The organism is Actinomadura livida (assembly GCF_014648675.1).
Taxonomy (GTDB): Bacteria; Actinomycetota; Actinomycetes; order Streptosporangiales; family Streptosporangiaceae; genus Spirillospora; species Spirillospora livida.
Genome location: NZ_BMRO01000005.1, coordinates 377,944 through 396,355 on the forward strand (window position 1 = coordinate 377,944; position 18,412 = coordinate 396,355).

An 18,412-nucleotide genomic window follows, 5' to 3' on the forward strand; every position below is an offset into this window, starting at 1 on the left:
ATGGAAACCGGCCGGGGAACGTCTGGCGCGCGGGTGGCCATCCACGACGCGACCCTCAGAGATGGTCAGCATGCCGTCCGCCACCAGCTCGCCGCCGAGCAGATGCGTGCCTACGCCCAGGCCGCGGACCGGGCGGGCGTCCCGGTCGTCGAAGTCGGTCACGGCAACGGACTGGGGGCTTCCTCGCTTCAGATCGGCCGGGCACGGCTCACGGACGATGCCATGCTCGCCGCCGTCCGCGAAGCGCTGACAAGCTCCCAGATGGGTGTGTTCATGGCTCCGGGGTGGGGCACCGGCAAGGACCTGCGCAACGCCGTCGACCACGGCGCCGATGTCGTCCGGATCGCCGCCCACTGCACCGAGGCCGCCGTCACCGAACGTCATCTGGGCCTGGCGCGCGACTTGGGCGTCGAAGCACAGGCCGTCCTGCTGATGAGTCACATGGTAGGCCCGGGACGTCTGGCGGAGCAGTGCGCACGCATGGTCGGCTTCGGTGCGCAGGCTGTTGGGATCATGGACTCCGCCGGGCACTACCTGCCTACCGACGTCACGGAGCGGATCCGGGCGATTGCGGCTGCGGTGGATGTCCCGGTGATCTTTCATGGGCACAACAACCTGTCGCTGGCGGTGGCGAACTCGGTCGCGGCGGTCGAGGCCGGAGCGACGATCATCGACGCCTGCGCCAGAGGATTCGGCGCAGGGGCAGGAAACACCCAACTCGAGGCGCTGGTCGCCGTACTGGACCGCATGGGCCATCGGACCGGCATCGATCTGCGAGCGCTTTTGGCCGCTGCCGACATCGCTCACGAGCAGCTCTTGGATGAGCTGCCGGCGATCGACTCGGTCTCCCTCATCTCGGGGCTGACGGGCGTGTTCTCGGGTTTCAAGCTGCCGGTTCTGGCCGCCGCTACAGCCGCGGGCCTCGACCCGCTGGACATCTTCGCGGAGCTTGGACGACGCCAGGCAGTGGCAGGCCAGGAAGACCTGATCGCCGTTGTCGTGCGGGACCTGACGGTGAGGGCCCAATGAGCCACTCAGACAACAACGGTCCAGCAGCGGTGATCTGTGGTCTGGGCACAGCGCGGCCGGACTCGCGGGTGACCAACGAGGACATCTGCGGTGGTCTGGGCGTAAGCGCGGCCTGGATCCGGTCGCGGACCGGTATCGCGTCCAGGGCCCGCGCCGCCCATGGTGTGTCAACCGCTGATCTTGCCGTCCAGGCGGGGGCCCGCGCCCTGAGGACGGGCGATGGCGGGCGCGTGGACGCCCTGGTCCTAGCGACCATCACCCCGGATCACCGTTGCCCGGCCACGGCGCCCGGCGTGGCGGCACGGCTCGGCTTGCCCGGCATCCCGGCGTTCGACTTGGCGGCGGCGTGTACCGGCCTGCTGTACGCGCTGCAGGTGGCGGCCGGGTTCATCGCGGCGAGAACGGCCCGGCGGGTGCTGATCATTGCCGCCGACCGGATTCCTTCGCTCGTCAACCCCCAGGACAGGGCGACCGCGCCCTTGTTCGGGGAGGGAGCGGCGGCACTGGTGGTGCGAGCCGGCGAACGCGGGGCTCCGGGAGCGTTGGGGCCGATCATGCTGGCCGCCGATGGTCGTGATGGCTCCGCCATAGTGGCCCCACACGGCGGATTCCTCACGATGCGCGGCCCGGAGACTTTTCAGCAGGCCGTGACCCGCATGTCCGAGGCATCGGTAAGCGCGGCCGAGGCTGCCGGATGGCGGCTGGCCGATGTTGATCGCTTCGTGCCGCATCAGGCGAACGCCCGGATCACCGCAGCCGTCGTTCGCCAACTCGAGCTGGAGGATTCCCAGGCCCTGCAGTTCATCGAGCAGGTGGGGAACACCAGCGCTGCGTCCATCCCCCTCACCCTCGCGCAGGCGTCCGCGGACGGCCGTCTGCTGCCCGGCCACCGGGTGCTGATGACCGCCTTCGGAGCCGGACTGACCTGGGGCGCCGCCACGGTCGTCTGGCCGGCCCTGTCCCCATCTGACCTCAAGGAGGCAGTCCAGTGAGCAGGGATCTGGAAGAACTGCTGGTCGAGCTGAAGCTAGATCCGCGAGAGTTGCGCTTCGGGGCGCCGCTGGAGGATTCCGGAGTGGACTCACTGGCCCTCGTGGAGCTGAGCGTGCTCCTGGGTGAGCGTGGTGTGCGAGTCAGCCAGGAAGAGTTGGCGGCCGCCACGACCCTGGAGGCGTTGGACCGTATGGTCGCCGACCGCCTATCGGGACGGTGAAGACCATGGGCACCTTGGCCGTCCCACGCGGCGCCACCTGGTTGATCACCCCGGCAACCGCTCCAGGTCGGTTCTCAAGGGCCCGCGACTGCGGTGCCGACGTTGCGCTGCTGGACCTGGAAGATTCCGTCCCCCAGCAGCGCAAAGACCAGGCACGTGCCATAGCCCTCCAACACCTGGCCAAAGCCGCAACGGAGGCGGCCGACGGTGAAGTCTCCCCACTGGGCCTTCGTCTGAACGCGCCAGGAACGCTACCCGGCCTGCGGGATCTGGTGGCGGTCGCCGAATCCGGTGTTCGTCCCGCGGTGCTGCTGGTACCGAAGGTCGAATCACCACGCGACGTCGATCTCGTCGGCGAACTCCTGCGCACGGACGAAGACGAGCCCAAAGTCTGGGCGCTGATCGAAACACCGCTGGCCATTCAACGGCTCCACGAGATCCTTGCGTCGCGGTTCTTGGCAGGAGTGGTGTTCGGAGCCGCCGACTACGCCGCCGCGGCCGGGTGCCGCCGAACGGCCGGCGGCCTTCGCTACCCCAGGGCGGCCCTGAGCGCGGGAGCGGCTGCGGCGGCACTGCCGGCCATCGACTCTCCCTACTTCGACCTCGCCAATGACGAAGGCCTCCGGCGGGAGGCCGAAGAAGCCTGCGACCTCGGCTTCACCGGTAAGGGCGCCGTTCACCCGAGGCAGCTGGCCGCCATCCGGGAGGCGTTCCAGCCCTCACCTCAAGAACTGGATCGTGCCCGTGCGACGGTCCGCGCGGCCGACTCCATGGACGCGGCAGAAGGGGTCACCCACGCCGACGGCAGCATGGTCGGCCCGCCGCTCGTGGCCGCCGCCCGTTCCCTCACTGATCAGGCGCCGGGAGGTATGACATGAACGCGACCGTCCCGCCCGGCTACCGGACCGTCGGGGAGGAACGCCTCCGCGAACTGGTCGGCCGAGGCCTCCCCGAATTCGTCGCCGGCCAGATCATCGAGCACCGCCCCGCCCGTACCGTGACCGAAACCGACCACATACTCACCCTCGCCCTAACCGGAAACCCCGCCCCCGTGCACAGCGACATCCGGTTCTGTGAGCAGACCGGCCGTGGCCGGCCTTTGGTGTGCGGCATGGTCACCCTCGGCATCGTCCTGGGCGCCACGGTCCGGAGCATCAGCGGCTTGACCGCAGCCAACCTCGCCTTGGACGGTTTACGGCTGGAGAACCCGGTGCACGTGGGTGACACGCTCCGCGCCGAGACCGAAATTCTCACCGTGCGACGCTCGCGCAGCCACCCGGAGCACGGAGTGGTGACGTGCCGCACCAACGGCTACAACCAGCACGATCAACGGGTCATCACCTTCACCCGCGCCTTCCTTGTGCCTGCCGACCCGAACTCGGTCCGCGACGCCACCGACTACTGAATGTCGACGGCGACTGAAGAGAGGAGGCCGGTGCATGCCCGAGGACGAGACCTTACGAGTCGTCGCCGCTGACGATTCCCTGTGGAGCCGATACTGCGCGTTGGCTGCCCGCAGCTACGGCCATTTGATCCCTGACCTCACGCGACTGTTCCCGCACGCTGACGCCCGCGTCGCTGTGCGGGGCGACCAGGTCATTGCAGGCGGCCTGGGCCTGCTCATGCCCCAGTTCTTCGGAGGCCGCCCCGTACTCAGCGCGTGCATGGCAGCGGGATGCGTCGCCCCCGAGGAACGCGGCCGTCACCTGACGACCCGCGTGCTGACCGAGCGGATCCGCCCCCTCCAAGAGCAGGGCGCCGTCCTTGCGACGGTATGGACGACATCGACCGGCTATGCGCACCGATTGGGGTGGGCCGCTCCCACTTCGGTCTTCTCTTGGGCGGTCCCCACCAACGACCTCAAACGCAGCTTCGACGAAACCGGGTACGAGATCGCCCACGGATCCGACGTCCGATCCGAGCGGCTGCAGAAGGAGTTGGCCGCGCGCTGGAATGGACCGTGGCAGCGTCCGCCCTGGTGGGCGGGCTGGCAGGCCGACAAGCACTCGCAGTTCGCCACCTACCGATTCAACCTCCCCGGGCAGGACACCTCAGGTGTGCTCTCCCTGGCGTTCGCCCAAGACCCAGCCGCTGGCCAACAAGTAGTGGTCCACGACTTCTGGGCCTCGACCAGCGGTGCCGCCACGGCGATGCTGACCTTCCTCGGCCGATTCAGCAGTCGGATCCCCACCGTTAGCTTCCAACGGACCGGCCTTCCGGCAGCTGGCGTCCTCCTAGAGCAACTAGACCGCATCGGATCCGCATCCGCTCGCCACTGGCATCCCTGGATGCTCCGAATTCTGGATCTGCGCCAGGCCGTGCGGTCGCGGGGCTGGCCCGAAGGACTCGACACGACGATTCCGATCGAAGTGGTGGACGATCCCAATGCGGAACCCCAGCGCTTTACGCTGCGAATCGCCAATGGCGTAGGAGACCTGGAACCGTCCACTCTGACGGGTCGGTGCACGCTGACCCGCCGCCACTTCGCCGTTTGGTACGCGGGCGGTTACCAGACCGCGACCGCAGCGGCATTGGCCGGCGTAGACGGTGATCCGCGGACGGTCGCCGACCTCGTCCACGCCACCACCGAGCGCGAGCCTTGGCTGCCCGAACACTTCTGACCGGAAGGCGATCTTTCACCGCAACCAGCATGGACCCACCGCAGAACCAGCTCCAGTACCACCGAAAGGAAGCCAGGTGACCAGCCGCCGCCCCAAGAACCCCAATCGGGCACTGGAAGCGCTGCTCCTCGGGCAGGGCATGAGCCGCAAGGGTCTGGCCTACCGAGTCAACCAGCTGGCCGCGGCGGCAGGCCAGCGGACCGCTTACACCCATACAAGCGTCGCCCGCTGGATCTCCGGCGAAACCCCGAAAGATCCCGTGCCTTCCCTCATCGCCGCCGCGTTGGGCGAGCGGATCGGGCGTCCCGTCGCGGTCGAAGAGATCGGCATGGCGGCCCCCGTCGAGCACGTCTCGACGGGGTGGGACTTTCCTCGGAACAGGCAGGACGCCGTGCGAGCTGTCGTCACCCATTGGAGCAGTCAGGAGATGGGACACCCCGCGGCTAGTTTCACCCCTGCCGGCTACGTTCTGCCCTTAACCCGCTGGCTCGCCGTCCCCGCCGACACGCCCCGGGCCAACCAGGGCAGCCGCCGCGTCAGCCGCGAGGACCTGGACGAACTGCGCGGCACCGCCGAACAAGCCCGGCAGTGGGACGCTACGTTCGGTGGCGGAGACTGGCGGTTGAGTTCGGTGACACAGTGCCTTCGCGACCAAGCCCTCCCCTTGCTCAGCGGCGCCCACACCGAACAGGTCGGCCGGGAGCTTTTCGGGATCACCGCGGAACTGGGCCGCGTCGTGGGGTGGGCAGCATTCGACAGCGGCAACGCCGGCGCCGCTCAACGGCACCTCATCCAGGCCCTGCGGCTGGCACGCGCAGGCGCTGACGTCGAGCGAGGCTCGTACATACTGGCAACGATGGCATTGCAGACGATTCTCCAAGGCGCACCTGATCAAGCTTTGGACATGGCTCAAGGTGCCTTCCAACAGGGGAGAGCCCGCGACGCCGCCCCACGGGTACTGGCGTTCGCCAAACTCGCCGAGGCGAGGGCCTTTGGCCGTTTAGGAGAGCCGGCAGCCGCTTCCTCAGCTCTCAGCCGTGCCGAACGGCTTCTCGGCAAGATCGGGCCTGACACCCGCGATCCGGCATGGATCTCCTATGTCACCGAGACCCGACTTGCGGCAGACGCGGCCGAAATTTTCCGGGACCTGCACAATCCTGCGGCGGCCCTCCGCTGGAACAAACGGGCATCTGACGGATCCGAACGCCATCACGTACGAGCTGCAGGACTACGCCACGCCGTCGCGGCCACCGCCGCATGTCAGGCCCGGGACCTAGACCAGGCCCTCGACCATGCCGGTAAGGCCTTCGATCTCCTACACCGAGTGGCCTCCGAACGCGCTACCCGCTACCTCCACGACGTCGCCGCCGCGCTGGCTCCGTGGCAAACCGACACCCGAGTCACCGACTTCACCGAACGCCTGGAAGCCCGCGCAGCTTCGACAACCGTGGAGGCGGCAATGTGATGGGCGCCGCCGGCCGACCGTGAGGCTTCCATGCCGCCCCAAGCAACACCGACGCGCTCGCTGTCTTTCCTCCGCCCATCCGTGATATCGGAGAAGCATCATGATGCTCGACGCCGCATCCTTGCCCGCTGACCTGCGCCGATGGCTGGCCGACCACCTGCCCGGCGTCGGTTGCGCCACCGATGCGTCCTGGCCGCAGCGCACCGAGTCGAGAGTCTGGCGCTTGGAGGCCGGTACCACCGCGGTGTACGTCAAGATCAGCCCATCTCCGGAAACTCATAAACGCGAAACGGACGCCTACCGCCATGCTGCTGCCGCTCTCAGCCGGGAGGAAGCCCCGCGTCTGATCGCCGCCGATCCAGCCCTGCAGGCCATCCTGGTGACGGCGCTGGACGGGAAGGTCGTCCGAGAGCTGCCGCTCACCGCGACGGTGGAGGCCCAAGTGCACGAGCTCGCCGGGCGGCTCCTGCGCCGCTGGCACGATCATGCCGAACCCGTACCGCCACAGGCACGAAAAGGCGTCATGGCCTCCATGGACAACCAGGCATCCGAAGCCTCCGCCTGCCTCGACAACCTCAACCGCCATCTGACCGGCGCTGAACGGGCCTTGGTGAGCGAAGTGGCCCGGGACCTCCCCGCGCTGACCGCGGATCTTCCGCTGGTCTACCTGCACGGCGACTTCTCCCCGCGAAACTGGGTGTGGAACGCCAAGACGCAGACCCTCGGGCTGATCGACTTCGAGATGGCCGACCACGCCCTGGCAGTCCAGGACATGATCTGGCTGTCCGGAGCGGTGTGGCCGACGCGCTCCGACTTGAGGAAATCCTTCTTCACCGGATACGGACGCGAGCTGACCACCAAAGAGCACCAAGCCCTGCTCCTGCTGACGACCCGATTGGCCGCCTCCTACCTGGCCGCAGGACTGGCCAACAACGATCAGGTGCTCATCGATCGCGGCCGCAACGCGCTCAGCGAACTCGCACGCACCCACACCTGACCGCGAAATGCGCAGGCCCCCGACGCTCCCGTCCTCAGGGATACCCATGCCCCAGGAGCTCTCGATGCCGGAGACCAACCGTGCCGAACCAACCTGCCTGAACGGTCAACGCCTCCATAGCGACGCGGCGACGATCCTCATAGTGGTGGCCCACCCCGACGACGCCGAGATCGCGATGGGCATGCGCATGCATTGGTACGCGCGCAACGGGGCCCGGGTCCACGTGCACTGCCTGACCACTGGCGTACCTGACCCCTCCGGCGCACGGCCGAGGCAGGAGGAATGCCTTGATGCTGGAAGCCTGCTCGGCATCGAGACCTATACCTTCTCCTCGATTCCGGATACCCGATTCGTCGAACACCGAGGCGCCATCCACGCCGCCTTATCGGATGTCTTCCGTGACACCCGACCCGACGTCGTCTACACCCACTACCCCGATGACCAACACCTCGACCACGTCACCACCGCAGCCGAGGTGACCGCGGTAGCACTGCGAGAAACCGCCAACCTGCGGTACTTCCGCTCGCCTTACAGTGTCGGTTTCGAGCCGACCTTCGTCTTCATGGGAACCCCCGAACTCCTCCAGGCCAAGCAAAAGGCGCTCCAGTGCTTCACCTCCCAGCACCAACTGGACATGGACGTCTTCCAGCGCCTCGCAGAGGTCACCTACCGCCAATACCTGCACCACCGAGTCGTGGAACGCTTCCCACCTCTGGCCACTTGCGCCGAGCTCTTCCACATCGCCCGCCACGTAGAGTTCGCCAACGCACGTTGACGACACTTGACCCTTGACCGGCACCGGCTGGCACCGACCACCAGCATGGCGATAACTGAAAACAATCTTGTTATTCTTTGTGTCCACAATGCAGCTGAATAGAAGCTAACGGAATACTGTCGTGGTATGAATGAGAAGTCTGTTGCGGCAGGTAAGCGGCGCAATCCAGTCCTGACGTGGCTGGTCTGGCCGCTCATCACTCTCGGGATTTATTACTTCGTGTGGTGGTACAAGATCAACCGAGAGGCGCGCGACTCGGGTGTGGAGGTCAGGCCTGGCTTGGCCGTACTTGCTGTACTTATAGGGTGGCTTATCATTGTGCCGCCCTACATCTCCATCTTCCGGACCGGTGAGCGCATCGCGCGGATGCAGGCTTCGGCCAACCGACAGCCTTCCTGTAACGGCTGGATCGGGCTGATCTTGTCGTTCTTCTTTGGGCTCCATGCGCTCTACTACCAGATCGAACTGAATCGAATCTGGGACCAGCGAATAGAAGGGCCCATCCCTTAGCAAACGAACTGGTGTTAGCGACGGTCACCAGCGCCGGGATCGATCAGCTCCACCCGACAACGCATCGACAGGGGCTCCGGATGAACCGCCGCGATCGCTCCTACTCTCCAGACGTTCGAGTGTGCTCTCGCCCGGTCGGCTCTAACTAATTTCGAACAGAACGCCCGGACTGTGCATGTAGCGAGCAGATGGATCCTCCCGGCTCCGGGGCAACGACTGGGAGGGCATCCGGCCAACTGCGGCTACTGGCCATCAGCCTGGGGGTCCGGTTGTTTTTCAGACTGCGAAAACGGGTGTGGACCCACAGGCGTGATGAACTGGACTGTCTTATGTGATGGGGGTATTTCCGGCGGGTCTGGAGTTCGTGGGGGTTTGCGATGGTCGCTGGGTTATGGCGTGTGGAGATTCCAGGCAGTCTGTTATGGGGACTGGGAAGTCTGCCGCGACTAGGCGGGCTTGGATTTTCTTGTCATGGACGGCTGTCGTTCGGCGGATGATCAGCTGCACTTCTTCGGTGTGATACGAATCCGGAACCAGGGGCTGGATCGCTTGGCCGAGTGAGGTCACGGCTTCGAGGCCCTTCGCTTCTGCGGCTTCGTAGGCCTTGGACAGTTGCCGTGCTGACGCTGGGATGCGCGGCAGGTGGGTTGGATGCTCACGCTGTTTATGGAGGATGCCCAGTACTGCTGCGTCGTTTATTGCTGCGCGGTGGTTGGCTGCGAGGGTGTTGTAGGCGTCCATGGCTTTCAGGGTGATAGTTGCGATGCGGGCTGCTTGGGTGAGGTCGGGGGCTAGTTCGTCGGGTGGCTTCATTCGGTAGGAGGCGCGGGGGCTTGGCGTCCAGGCCGGGTCTGCGTGGATTAGGCGACCTAGGCGGAGGATGAGGTCGCTCGCGTCGGTTGCTGGGCCGTTGGCGGGGTGGCCATGGTGGTTTGTTTGTTCGTCCCAGCGTCGGACGATGTCTCTCCATTTAATGCCGGCTTGTTTTGTTGCTGTGGCTGCTTTCTGGAAGGCTGATCGGTGGTCGGGTTCGTCTAGTTCCTTCATGCGGTAGATGAGTTGCTGGAGGGTTTTGAGGTTGAGGTCGCAGACGATGGTTGCGGCTCTGGCGAGGTAGCGCCATGTGGTGACCGAAGTGGTGGTCTGGGGGTTGCTCAGGCGTCGGATGCTGGCGCTGATCCCGGCGAAGGTTTGCGTGAGGTCTTCGCCAGCTTCTGGTGGGCGGCGTTGTGGGATGCCGTGGAAGGGGACGGCGATGATGGCGCGTCGGGGTTCGGTTTCGCTGTGTATGCGTGACAGAACTGCGGCGCGCAGGAGGAGGCCGCTGGCGTCGTTCGCGGGTGATGGTGTGCGTTGGGTGAGGTGAGCGACGGTCGCGGTGTGGGTGCTGAGTTGGTGGAGGAGCGAGCGGGCTGTATCGGGAGCGGTGATGATGGCGCCGGTTGCGGTGGGCTTGTCGTTGCCGCTGTTGACTGGAAAGTGAGTAGAGAGCAGGTCCAGGCCGCAGCCCAGGGCGATGGAGGTGGCGCGGAGTTTCTCGGCCAGGGCGGACCTTGGAGCTTCTGTGTCTGCGGGTGTGCCGAGGATCTGTTCGGCTTGTTTGATGAGGGCGCTGGCGCGGTTGGCGGCGTCCCGCAGGCCGGTGGTGTGTGGGTGCGGGTCACCGAAGCCGTTGGCGATTTGGTCGTGGTAGCGGGCCAGGACGTGGGCGAGACGGGCGAGTTCGGGCTGGACCGCGCGTCGGGCGAGGTCGCGGGCGAGGCGTTTGGTGTGAAGTTGGTGTTGCAGGTCGGTGAGGTGGTCGGTGGCCAGTGCGGTCATCTCCCCGAAGGTGGCCATGGCCGCTACCGCAGGGTTTCCTGGAGTCGGTCGGCGTGCAGGGCGGCCTGGAGGCAGGCCATCTTGTCGTCGGGGTCGCTGGCCAGTTCGGCGGCCCGGACCAGGCTCTGGGAGATCTTCCTGGCGAGTTCATAGAGGGCGTCGGCGGTGGCGTTGACGGTGGCGTAGTCGGTCGGGGTGGCGGTGTGCAGGGACGGCGCCTGGCGCAGTGCTTGGTGGGCTTGGACGGCTTCGCCTTCGGCCATGCCCCAGGCGATGAATCCGTCCGGTTCCTGAGCGGCGTAGGCGGTGATGACGCGTTCGGCGTGGGCCAGGTCGTTGAGAGCGCTGCTGAGGATCTCGGTGAACCAGCCGTGCCGGACGTCTTGGTGTTCGCGTTCGTGGGTCATCGGGCTGTCCTCCGGTTGGGTGGTGGGGCGGTGTTCGGTCTGCTGGTCGGGCTGGGGCGGATACGGGCGTGGGGACGATGGTGTGCGGGGTGGCCGGGCATGTAAGTGATCGTTTCGTCGGGCTGCAGGTGTTGAGCCCTGGGCGTGGAGTCAGGTTTGCGTTGTCGATTTCCGCTGGGGCGGAGGGGCGAGTCCGTCGCGGAGCTGGGTGATGGTGATGCCGCTCCACGAGCTCAGGGCGTCGAGGAGCTTATGGGCGTCGTGTTGTAGGGCACGGCGGGTTGGTTCGGCTGTGGATGGGAGCCGGGCCGCGATGCTGGTGTAGGTCTGGGCGGCCTGGTTGGCGTGGGTGACTGTGCCCAGGTTGGTGGCTGTGGGCGGGAACGGTGGCGCTGGGGCGAGGTGCCTGGCCGCTTCGGCGTAGACGAACGAGACCCCTGGCACGTCGATGAGGAAGTGTGTCTGGTCGTCTGGGGCGAGGTTCTTCCAGCCGATGATGGTGCCGCAGCGGCCGGATTGCCGGGTGAGTCGTACCTGGTCGCCGAGTGTGTAGGTGGGCAGGTCGGCGTTCTCTTCGGCGTGGATTGCGCGGCCGGCGCTGACGGCGTTGGAGAAGGCGATGCCGTGATGGTTGGCGTAGTGCTCCAGGTCGCAGATCAGGGCCGCTAGGAGCGCTTCGGTGTGGATCCTGTCGTGTTGCAGCAGTGAGGCTTCTCCTGAGAAGGCGACCTGTTCGTACGCCCTTAGGGCGTGAGCGGCGCGGGTGACCTGCCTGGTAGTGGCGTGTTTCATGGGCCGCTTACCTCAGTGCGGCGTGGACGTGGCCGGCGTGGTGGACGGCTTTGAGGCAGGCCACTCGGTCGGCGGGGTCGGTGGTTTTGGAGGCGACGTTGAGGATCGCTTCTGCGACCACCAGCACGAGGGCGGCGACGGCGGCGGCGAGTTCTCCGGTCTCGGTGTCGGGCATGGGGGCTTGGGGCCAGGCGAGGGTGGGTGCTTCGGTGAGTGCCCACCAGGCGTCGGTGGCTTCGGTGAGCGCGGTTTGGTAGGCGTCGTCGGGGGCGTTCTGGGCTAGGACGGTGGTGGCGTCGCCGATCAGTTCCAGTCCGATGAAGGCGGCTGCGAGGAGCGCGGGGAGTGAGTCGGCGGATTTGATCTGCCGGGTGGCGTGGTTGAAGAGGTGTTTCAGCGGAGCCTCCGGGTGTCGGTGTCCGGCCTGGACCGGTGGTCGGGGACGTTCACTGTGAGCTGGGCTGTCATCGGCCGGGGCTGTGGCGCCGAGCTGCAGGGGTGGCTGGGCGATGCTCGGAGGTGTTGTGTGGGGCTGGGAGTTGATCGGTAAGCCCTTCGGCGAGCGGTGTGGGGAAGGCTTGCGCGGCGAGCTGCGCCGGGCTGAGCGGGATTTCCGGGGCCGGCTGTTGCGCGTCCGTTGATAGGTAGGGTGCGACCTCGGCGAGGAGGAGGTCGGTGACGTTGTGCTTCTCCATGTCGTTCCAGGCCACGAGGGCGTCCAGCAGGGCTCGCTGATCGTTGAGGTCGCCCTTGTGTGGTCGCAGGCCTTGGATGTCGGCTTGGCCGATCCGCGTCATGGTTTGGATGAGTAGTTCCTCGGCGTGTAGCGGGTCGTTGATGAGGCCTTGGGTTGTGGTGGTTGCGGAGAAGGGCGGGGCCGTTTTCAGGTCGGCTGAGATGACCTTCTGGTTGCTGGTTTGGCCGAGGAAGTGGACGTAGTACTCGGTGGGGCCGTGGTTGGGGACGAGGAGGCCGGTGATGCTGCCTCGGGTTGGGTGGCCCAGGAGGATCGCTTCGTCTGCGGCCGGGCCGTCGAGTTGGACGGTGGCGCCGATGGCGTAGACGTCGGGGCTGTTGCTTTCGCTGAGGTGGTGGCCGTGGGCTTGGGCGAGGATGTCGTTGAATTCCAGGCCGCGGTGCTGGGCGTAGTGCATGAGGTCGATCAGTAGATCGCCGAGGAGTTCGCAGGCGTGGGCGTCGTTGCCGCGGTGGTCGAGGTGTTCGGTTTCCTCGAAGAGCGCTTGGAAGGCGTCCAGGGCTGCGGCTCCGAACTGGGCGAACTCTTCGGCGCCGGCTTCGGCCATGCAATCTCCATCTGGTCGGCTGGGTGCGATGTTGCGAGGGTCAGGGGCGGTGCTTGCGCGGTTGTCGCTGTGCGTCCGGCGCGGGCCTGTTCGATGGCCGACTGTCGTTCGGGTCCGGGCTGGGCCGCTTCTGGGGGAACTCGGTTGCCGCCAGCCGGTGCGCCGCCGATGGTCCGGGACGCTCTTGGGACGGTGGGTGAGCGGCGTCGATGATGCGGTCGTAGAGGTGCCGCATGATCGCGTCGGGTTGGCCGCCGGACCAAACGCTCAGTCTCATGGTGAGTTGTGCGAGATCGGCGAGTGCGTGTTCGTTGGCGGCCAGGCCGTTGCCGGCGGCGCGTTTGAGCCGGGCGGCGATGTCGATAATCGTCTGTTCGGCCTCTTGGGCGTGGATGACGATCCCGGCGGTGCGGGTAGGCAATGGCAGGAGCGAATCGGCCGGTTCGAGTTCAGCAGCGGTGACCTGCAGGGCTTGGTTGACGCCCGGGATTCGTACGGTGCATTGGACTTGGCCGTCCGGTGTCGCGGCGAGGGCGGTGATGAACCCCCGCCACAGCGGGTGCCCTGCCTGGTCGCCGGTGGGCTGTTGCCGGGGTTGGACCTGGGCGCCGAGCCGGAAGGAGTACTCGGGTGCGTGGTCGGGGCCGCCGCGGTCGATGCGCTGCTGGTGGAGTTCGGCGAGGGTGTCGTGGATGTCGAGGTCGCGGCGGTCGGCGTAGCGGGCGAGTTGCTGGAGGAAGGAGTCGATGAGCCGTTCGGCCAGTGTGGGGTCGGCTCGGTGGCTGTGGATGTGGTCGGGCAGGAGCCGGTACTGGTAGCTGTCGAGTGCGGCGGCGACGGCCTCATCGTGGTCGGGCATGCAGTACCTCCAAGTGACGGGTTCCGGGCGATGGATGTGTGGTGGTCACATCTGGCGGGGACGTGTGCTCGGTCGCGGAGGGGTTGGGTGGCTGGGCGAGGGTGCGGGGGGTTGTTCGCGGGCCAGGCTGGCGGCGATGTCGTTGGGGAATGCGGCCGCTGCCCGGCGAGCAGCCGAGGACGGCTGGTTCAGCGTGCGGATTTCGCGGGTCTGGTGGCGGAGGTGGTGCAGCACGTGGTCGGGTTTGGTGCCTGCCCAGGTGGCCAGTGCGGCCGACAGTTCGGCCAGGTCCGCCAGCACCTGCGGGTCGGCCCCGGTTTCACTGCCCTGTGCTGGCAGGGCGGTGACGAGGTCGATGATGAGGTCTTCGACCTCCAGAGCCGAGAAGGCCGTCCCGCGGGTGCGGGTCCTCAGCGGGGTCAGGCGGGTGGCCGGCTCCAGCATGGAGGTGAGGGTGTGCTGCGGGTCGACGAGGCCGGGAATGCGCAGCCTGCATTCGATCTCCTCCTGCCTGGGACCGGATGACTTGAGTTCGGTGATGAAGCCGCGGTGGTGTTCGGCGGCGTGGTCGCGGAATTGGACTTCGGTGTTGAGGCGGAAGCTGTAGCGGGGGTTGGTCAGGGCGCCGCCGCGGTCGATGCGGGCCTGGACCAGGGCGTCGAGCAGGTCGACCACGTCCAGGTGGTTGCCTTCGCCGTAGTTGATGAGGTCGACGACCAGGGAGTGCAGGAGTCCTTCGGCTTCGGCGCGGTCGGTGCGGTGCCCGTTGGCCAAGTCGCCGAACAGGTGCTGCTCATAGGCGTCCAAGGCCAGCGCGGTGGCCTGCATACGTTCGGTCATGTGCGGCTCCAGTCAGCGGCTCGGACCATGCGAAACGGGCGTTATGCGTCGACCGGGTTGTCGGGGTCGTTGCCGAGCCAGCCGGCCGGGACGGGGACGGTGCGGGCTTGGTGCGGCGTGAGGTGTTCGTTCTCGGTGCATTGGTAGAAGGGCCCGCGGGGGCCGAGGAGGACGGGGATGTGGTGGTCGAGGTGGTCGCGGTACCACAGGGCCATGCCGGTGGCGCCTTGCAGCCGCATCGACTCCCAGGAGAACCACAGGGCGGTGAGGCGGGAGATGGCCTCGCCGTGCCGCCACCATTGGCCGCACCAGCGGAACTCGCCGCCGAGCGTGCGGCGGTACATCGGGACGAAGTGCCCGGTCACCCAGGCGGTGACGTCCGGGTACAACGATTCGGGACGTTTGGCGCCGGCCGTGGACGTGTCGGGCTTGGGCATGAAGCCTCCAGAGCTGCGGATCGGTGCATTCGAAGGCCCCTTTCTCGTGGATGCGGATTTACGGCGCGGGCGGGTTACGCGGTGGGCGGGTTGTCCGGGCGGTTGTAGTGGCGGCGGGCGGCCTCGGCGATGGCGCTGTCGGCGGTCTTGATGGCGTGGGTGATGGCGGCGGCGTGCGGTCCGGCGTACCAGGGCCGCAGCCGGATGAGTGCGGGTTTGGTGCCGGTGGCGAGCAGGAGGGCGGTGCCGGTGGGCAGGGCGCGGATGTCGGCGGCTTCGAGGATTTCCTGGCGGCGCAGGGAGATCTGTTCGCTGGCGCGTCCGTCGCTGTAGGTGATGGAGCGGACGGGGACGTCGTGCTGGCCGATGAGGGTGGCCAGGTCGCGGACCAGTCGGGGCGAGTCGATGCCGGCGCCGATGAGTTTGCGGGTCGCGGCGCCCCACAGCGCGGCCATGCCGGGCTCGCCCCAGACGGTCACGCCCTGTTCGTAGCTCTGCAGGATGGTGACGGGGATGATGCCGCGCGAGCCCAGGTGGGAGTACAGCTGGGGCAGGTCGGCGATGCGGCAGATGTTGGCGGCCTCGTCGAGGGCGACGATGAGGGGCGGGTCGAGGCGTCCGCCGGCCTGTTCGGCGCGGCGTTCGGCGGCGCGCATGGTGGTGTCGGTGAGCGCGGCGATCAACGGCGCGGCGGCCGACAGCGACTTGGACAGCAGGTAGAGCGTGTCGACCGAGGCGGCGAAGGCGTCGGGGTCGAAGACGGGCAGGTCGCGGCTCGGCGTGACCCAGGCCAGGATTTCCTGATCGCGCAGTGCCTTAGCCGCGGTGCGGGCGGTCTGGTAGATCCCGTCACGAGTCTCGACGGCGCCGTTCTGGGTGCCTTTGAGGGAGGAAGCCATCAGATGGAACCCGGCCTGCTGCAGCAGCTCGATGGGGGTGGGGACGGCGGGCTCGTCCAGCCACCCGGCCACATGGTGCAGGGAGCGGCCGGAGGTGGCGGCGGCCAGGAACAGCGCGCAGAGCAGGTCTTGCGCGGCCGGTCCCCACAGGTCCTTCTTCTGGCCGTCGTCGACGGTGAGGACGAAGTGCCCGGCCAGACGGTGCGCGTCCTCGACAGTGGACAGCCCGGCCAGGGGGTTCCACCACCACAATTGCGGCTGGTAGGTGATGCGCTGCGGGTCGAACAACCAGGTCGTGCCGCCGGTGCGGCCGGCGCGGACGGCGGCGATCGCCGACCACAGGTCCGCCTTGTTACTGGTAGCGATCACCGGCCCGGGCGCCGACAGGACGTGCGGGATGGACTGGGTGGTCGTCTTGCCCGACCGCGGCGCCATGAACGCCACAACGGTGTCTTCGAAGGAGGCGAACAGCGTCGGGCCGCTCCGGTCACCCGGGAGCAGGACATCTCCCAGGACAAGGCCGACATCGCTGGGCTCCAGGTCGCCGGGGTCGGATCGGGCGAGTGAACGCCGCAGCGCGATTGCCTTCTCGGTGGTCGCCCCGGGTTGGAGGGTGGTGAGGCCGGGGTTGTCGGCGAGCGCGGCGACGGGGTCCCCAGGCTGTGCGAAACGTTCTGCGATCCGCAGCCAGACCGCGCAGCCCCCGTAGACCAGCGCGGTGATCAGCAGGACGAGAATGAGCAGGACCAGCGGTGTCGGCGTTCCCGGCCAGGCCACGTCCGCGTGCCCTCGGGTGAGGGCGACAGCGAAGTCGGTACCGAACGGCATGACCGACCCGCCGGTGGCCGCAGCGCTCAGCTTCGCGGCGATCCACACCACCCACAGCGCGACGATGGGTATCCAGCACGCGGCGAGCACCAGCCACGCCGCGCCCGCGTTGGAGTGCCACAACGACGCCTTCGGGCCCAGCGCCCGGCTCACGCGCCGCCCCGAATTGCCTGGTCGGTGTCGTAGAGGTGCGCTTCGGGGCCGACGAGGGAGAGTTCGACGGGGATGCCGAGGCGTTCGCCGGTCTTGATGAGGTATTTGCCGCGTCCGGGGTGGCGGGCGCCGGGCTGCCAGGAGTCGGGCGCCGACCAGGACGTGACGAGCTGCTGCTCAGGGCCGGTCAGCGGCACGATCTCGTGGACGCGGGCCAGCTCCCGGGGCGGCAACCCGGCCAGGACGGTGATGGCCGACCGATCGGCGAACCCTTTGGCCTTGGCGCGGTCTTCTTCGGTGGCCAGGGCGTCGAGGTCGGCGAGGGAGTGGGTGATCATGATGGAGGCCATGCCTTTGGCGCGGTTGAGGCGGGTGAGGGCGTCGGCGTGTTCGACCAGGCCGGGGGCGCCGCGCAGGGCGCGCCAGAGTTCGTCCATGACGCCGAGATAGGAGCGGCGTGGTCCGACGTCCAGGTCGGCCAGGGTGGTGGCGGCGTCGACCATGCCGAAGGCGTAGGCCCAGGTGCACAGCATCGCGGCGGTCAGCAGCTTGTCACCGGCGGCGCGGACCCGGGAGATATCGACGCTGACCGCAGGCGCGTCCAAGTTCAGGGGACGAGTGGTGGCCGAGTCGAAGACACCGGCCAGCGACCCGGAGATAAGCAGATCGAGGGTGAAGACCAAGTCGCGGGTCTGAGCCCGGTAGGAGTCGCCGGAATCGGTGCGAGTCGCTGTGCGCAACTCGTTGGGTCCTTGCTCCAGCACGCGCAGGACGTCCACGATGGTCGGTTCATGGTCGAGGCGGTGGTCGAGCAGGTCGATGGCGCGGCCCAGGACGACTTCCTCGGCGTTGGTGATGCGCGCTTCGCGGACGAGTGTCGCCAGCGCCAGCAGCAGCGACAGCCGCCGGGACCGCACCTCCCAGCGGAGCGTTTCGGCGGCGGCCCCGGTGAGGCGGCGCCGGGCTTGGTCGAGGGGTCCGGTGTCGAGGGGGTTGATGCGGTCGACGCCGCGTCCGACGCGGATGACCTGGCCGCCCAGGTATTCGACCAGCTTCGTGTAGTCGGGTTTGGTGTCGCCGAGGACGATCGGGGTGGTGCCGGTGGCGACGGCGCCGGTGACCAGGCGTTTGACGAGGGTGGATTTGCCGGTGCCGGGTTGTCCGAGGACGAACATGCCGGGGTTGGTGACCAGCCCTTCGCGCAGCCACGCCAGCGGGTCCAGGCAGACGACTTCGCCCCATAGTTGGTGGCGTCCGACGGGGGTGCCTGCGGTGGGTGTGCCGGAGCCGGCGGTGAAGGGGTACAGGCCGCAGACCTGGCTGGTGGTGGCCTGGTACTCGGGTGCGCCTTCGACGTGCGCGGCGCGTCCGGCGCCGGGGCCGCGCCAGCCCCAGGGCGGGGCGAGCGGTTCGGACATGGCTTGGGTTTCGGTGTTCGGCAAGCTCGGTTCCCTTCAGCGCT

The 18,412-nt window shown here is 67.5% G+C and carries 20 protein-coding genes; 10 read left to right on the forward strand and 10 right to left on the reverse strand.

All coding sequences use genetic code 11. From position 1 onward, the window contains the following. The 10 genes from dmpG to IEZ03_RS14510 all read left to right on the forward strand — a co-directional run bounded on the left by dmpG (position 1) and on the right by IEZ03_RS14510 (position 8,610). Positions 1–1,029 carry a 4-hydroxy-2-oxovalerate aldolase gene (gene dmpG / locus IEZ03_RS14465; protein ID WP_184890245.1) on the forward strand — a complete coding sequence of 343 codons (1,029 nt, stop codon included), beginning with the start codon at positions 1–3 and terminating at the stop codon, positions 1,027–1,029. Continuing rightward, positions 1,026–2,021, forward strand: coding sequence for a beta-ketoacyl-ACP synthase 3 (locus tag IEZ03_RS14470; protein WP_184878821.1), 996 nt, complete (start codon positions 1,026–1,028; stop codon positions 2,019–2,021). Before dmpG ends, IEZ03_RS14470 begins: the two co-directional genes overlap by 4 nt. Continuing rightward, complete coding sequence (locus IEZ03_RS14475; protein ID WP_184878824.1) at positions 2,018–2,242, forward strand: acyl carrier protein; 225 nt, start codon at positions 2,018–2,020, stop codon at positions 2,240–2,242. The genes IEZ03_RS14470 and IEZ03_RS14475 overlap by 4 nt, the downstream gene beginning before the upstream one ends. Positions 2,243–2,247: 5 nt before the next feature. Next, positions 2,248–3,120 (forward strand): HpcH/HpaI aldolase/citrate lyase family protein, encoded by an 873-nt coding sequence (locus tag IEZ03_RS14480; RefSeq protein WP_184878826.1) that lies wholly within the window; start codon positions 2,248–2,250, stop codon positions 3,118–3,120. After that, a complete protein-coding gene (locus tag IEZ03_RS14485; protein WP_184878828.1) occupies positions 3,117–3,647 on the forward strand; it encodes a MaoC family dehydratase in 531 nt (176 codons plus the stop codon). The genes IEZ03_RS14480 and IEZ03_RS14485 overlap by 4 nt, the downstream gene beginning before the upstream one ends. A 34-nt stretch (positions 3,648–3,681) precedes the next feature. Continuing rightward, positions 3,682–4,863, forward strand: a complete 1,182-nt coding sequence (locus tag IEZ03_RS14490) for a GNAT family N-acetyltransferase (RefSeq protein WP_184878830.1) — start codon at positions 3,682–3,684, stop codon at positions 4,861–4,863. Positions 4,864–4,939: 76 nt separating this feature from the next. After that, positions 4,940–6,328, forward strand: coding sequence for an NsdA family TPR-like regulatory protein (locus IEZ03_RS14495; protein ID WP_184878832.1), 1,389 nt, complete (start codon positions 4,940–4,942; stop codon positions 6,326–6,328). 100 nt (positions 6,329–6,428) lie between these two features. Further along, complete coding sequence (locus tag IEZ03_RS14500; RefSeq protein WP_221480504.1) at positions 6,429–7,325, forward strand: aminoglycoside phosphotransferase family protein; 897 nt, start codon at positions 6,429–6,431, stop codon at positions 7,323–7,325. A 64-nt stretch (positions 7,326–7,389) separates the two neighbouring features. Next, complete coding sequence (locus tag IEZ03_RS14505) at positions 7,390–8,100, forward strand: PIG-L deacetylase family protein (RefSeq protein ID WP_184878834.1); 711 nt, start codon at positions 7,390–7,392, stop codon at positions 8,098–8,100. Between the two features lie 126 nt (positions 8,101–8,226). Beyond that, a complete protein-coding gene (locus IEZ03_RS14510; RefSeq protein WP_184878837.1) occupies positions 8,227–8,610 on the forward strand; it encodes a DUF4234 domain-containing protein in 384 nt (127 codons plus the stop codon). 327 nt (positions 8,611–8,937) lie between these two features. On the opposite strand, the gene IEZ03_RS14515 is transcribed toward IEZ03_RS14510, so the two are convergent. The 10 genes from IEZ03_RS14515 to IEZ03_RS14560 all read right to left on the reverse strand — a co-directional run bounded on the left by IEZ03_RS14515 (position 8,938) and on the right by IEZ03_RS14560 (position 18,392). Next, positions 8,938–10,431: a hypothetical protein gene (locus IEZ03_RS14515; RefSeq protein ID WP_184878841.1), complete on the reverse strand. Its 1,494-nt coding sequence runs from the start codon at positions 10,429–10,431 to the stop codon at positions 8,938–8,940. A gap of 23 nt (positions 10,432–10,454) precedes the next feature. Beyond that, on the reverse strand, positions 10,455–10,838 hold the full coding sequence (locus IEZ03_RS14520; RefSeq protein WP_184878845.1) for a hypothetical protein: 384 nt from the start codon (positions 10,836–10,838) through the stop codon (positions 10,455–10,457). Positions 10,839–10,988: 150 nt separating this feature from the next. Further along, positions 10,989–11,630, reverse strand: a complete 642-nt coding sequence (locus tag IEZ03_RS14525) for a hypothetical protein (protein WP_184878848.1) — start codon at positions 11,628–11,630, stop codon at positions 10,989–10,991. 7 nt (positions 11,631–11,637) lie between these two features. Continuing rightward, the gene (locus IEZ03_RS14530) at positions 11,638–11,805 is read right to left on the reverse strand and encodes a hypothetical protein (protein ID WP_184878851.1); all 168 of its coding nucleotides are present in this window, start codon (positions 11,803–11,805) and stop codon (positions 11,638–11,640) included. Positions 11,806–12,094: 289 nt separating this feature from the next. After that, on the reverse strand, positions 12,095–12,934 hold the full coding sequence (locus tag IEZ03_RS14535) for a hypothetical protein (protein ID WP_184878854.1): 840 nt from the start codon (positions 12,932–12,934) through the stop codon (positions 12,095–12,097). 40 nt (positions 12,935–12,974) lie between these two features. Beyond that, positions 12,975–13,793 (reverse strand): hypothetical protein, encoded by an 819-nt coding sequence (locus IEZ03_RS14540; protein WP_184878857.1) that lies wholly within the window; start codon positions 13,791–13,793, stop codon positions 12,975–12,977. A gap of 45 nt (positions 13,794–13,838) precedes the next feature. Beyond that, on the reverse strand, positions 13,839–14,633 hold the full coding sequence (locus IEZ03_RS14545) for a hypothetical protein (protein ID WP_184878860.1): 795 nt from the start codon (positions 14,631–14,633) through the stop codon (positions 13,839–13,841). Positions 14,634–14,674: 41 nt separating this feature from the next. Beyond that, the gene (locus IEZ03_RS14550) at positions 14,675–15,070 is read right to left on the reverse strand and encodes a DUF4913 domain-containing protein (protein ID WP_184878863.1); all 396 of its coding nucleotides are present in this window, start codon (positions 15,068–15,070) and stop codon (positions 14,675–14,677) included. A gap of 74 nt (positions 15,071–15,144) precedes the next feature. After that, the gene (locus IEZ03_RS14555) at positions 15,145–16,950 is read right to left on the reverse strand and encodes a type IV secretory system conjugative DNA transfer family protein (protein ID WP_221480505.1); all 1,806 of its coding nucleotides are present in this window, start codon (positions 16,948–16,950) and stop codon (positions 15,145–15,147) included. Continuing rightward, positions 16,947–18,392, reverse strand: a complete 1,446-nt coding sequence (locus tag IEZ03_RS14560; protein WP_229808283.1) for a putative type IV secretion/conjugal transfer ATPase — start codon at positions 18,390–18,392, stop codon at positions 16,947–16,949. Before IEZ03_RS14560 ends, IEZ03_RS14555 begins: the two co-directional genes overlap by 4 nt. Positions 18,393–18,412 lie beyond the last annotated feature (20 nt).

What these genes read in the sequence shown, in the direction of transcription:
- dmpG (WP_184890245.1), top strand. Translation starts at nt 1, where the DNA reads ATGGAAACCGGCCGGGGAACGTCTGGCGCGCGGGTGGCCATCCACGAC.
- IEZ03_RS14470 (WP_184878821.1), top strand. Translation starts at nt 1,026, where the DNA reads ATGAGCCACTCAGACAACAACGGTCCAGCAGCGGTGATCTGTGGTCTG.
- IEZ03_RS14480 (WP_184878826.1), top strand. Translation starts at nt 2,248, where the DNA reads ATGGGCACCTTGGCCGTCCCACGCGGCGCCACCTGGTTGATCACCCCG.
- IEZ03_RS14485 (WP_184878828.1), top strand. Translation starts at nt 3,117, where the DNA reads ATGAACGCGACCGTCCCGCCCGGCTACCGGACCGTCGGGGAGGAACGC.
- IEZ03_RS14490 (WP_184878830.1), top strand. Translation starts at nt 3,682, where the DNA reads ATGCCCGAGGACGAGACCTTACGAGTCGTCGCCGCTGACGATTCCCTG.
- IEZ03_RS14500 (WP_221480504.1), top strand. Translation starts at nt 6,429, where the DNA reads ATGATGCTCGACGCCGCATCCTTGCCCGCTGACCTGCGCCGATGGCTG.
- IEZ03_RS14505 (WP_184878834.1), top strand. Translation starts at nt 7,390, where the DNA reads ATGCCGGAGACCAACCGTGCCGAACCAACCTGCCTGAACGGTCAACGC.
- IEZ03_RS14510 (WP_184878837.1), top strand. Translation starts at nt 8,227, where the DNA reads ATGAATGAGAAGTCTGTTGCGGCAGGTAAGCGGCGCAATCCAGTCCTG.
- IEZ03_RS14515 (WP_184878841.1), bottom strand. Translation starts at nt 10,431, where the DNA reads ATGACCGCACTGGCCACCGACCACCTCACCGACCTGCAACACCAACTT.
- IEZ03_RS14520 (WP_184878845.1), bottom strand. Translation starts at nt 10,838, where the DNA reads ATGACCCACGAACGCGAACACCAAGACGTCCGGCACGGCTGGTTCACC.
- IEZ03_RS14525 (WP_184878848.1), bottom strand. Translation starts at nt 11,630, where the DNA reads ATGAAACACGCCACTACCAGGCAGGTCACCCGCGCCGCTCACGCCCTA.
- IEZ03_RS14530 (WP_184878851.1), bottom strand. Translation starts at nt 11,805, where the DNA reads ATGCCCGACACCGAGACCGGAGAACTCGCCGCCGCCGTCGCCGCCCTC.
- IEZ03_RS14535 (WP_184878854.1), bottom strand. Translation starts at nt 12,934, where the DNA reads ATGGCCGAAGCCGGCGCCGAAGAGTTCGCCCAGTTCGGAGCCGCAGCC.
- IEZ03_RS14540 (WP_184878857.1), bottom strand. Translation starts at nt 13,793, where the DNA reads ATGCCCGACCACGATGAGGCCGTCGCCGCCGCACTCGACAGCTACCAG.
- IEZ03_RS14545 (WP_184878860.1), bottom strand. Translation starts at nt 14,633, where the DNA reads ATGACCGAACGTATGCAGGCCACCGCGCTGGCCTTGGACGCCTATGAG.
- IEZ03_RS14550 (WP_184878863.1), bottom strand. Translation starts at nt 15,070, where the DNA reads ATGCCCAAGCCCGACACGTCCACGGCCGGCGCCAAACGTCCCGAATCG.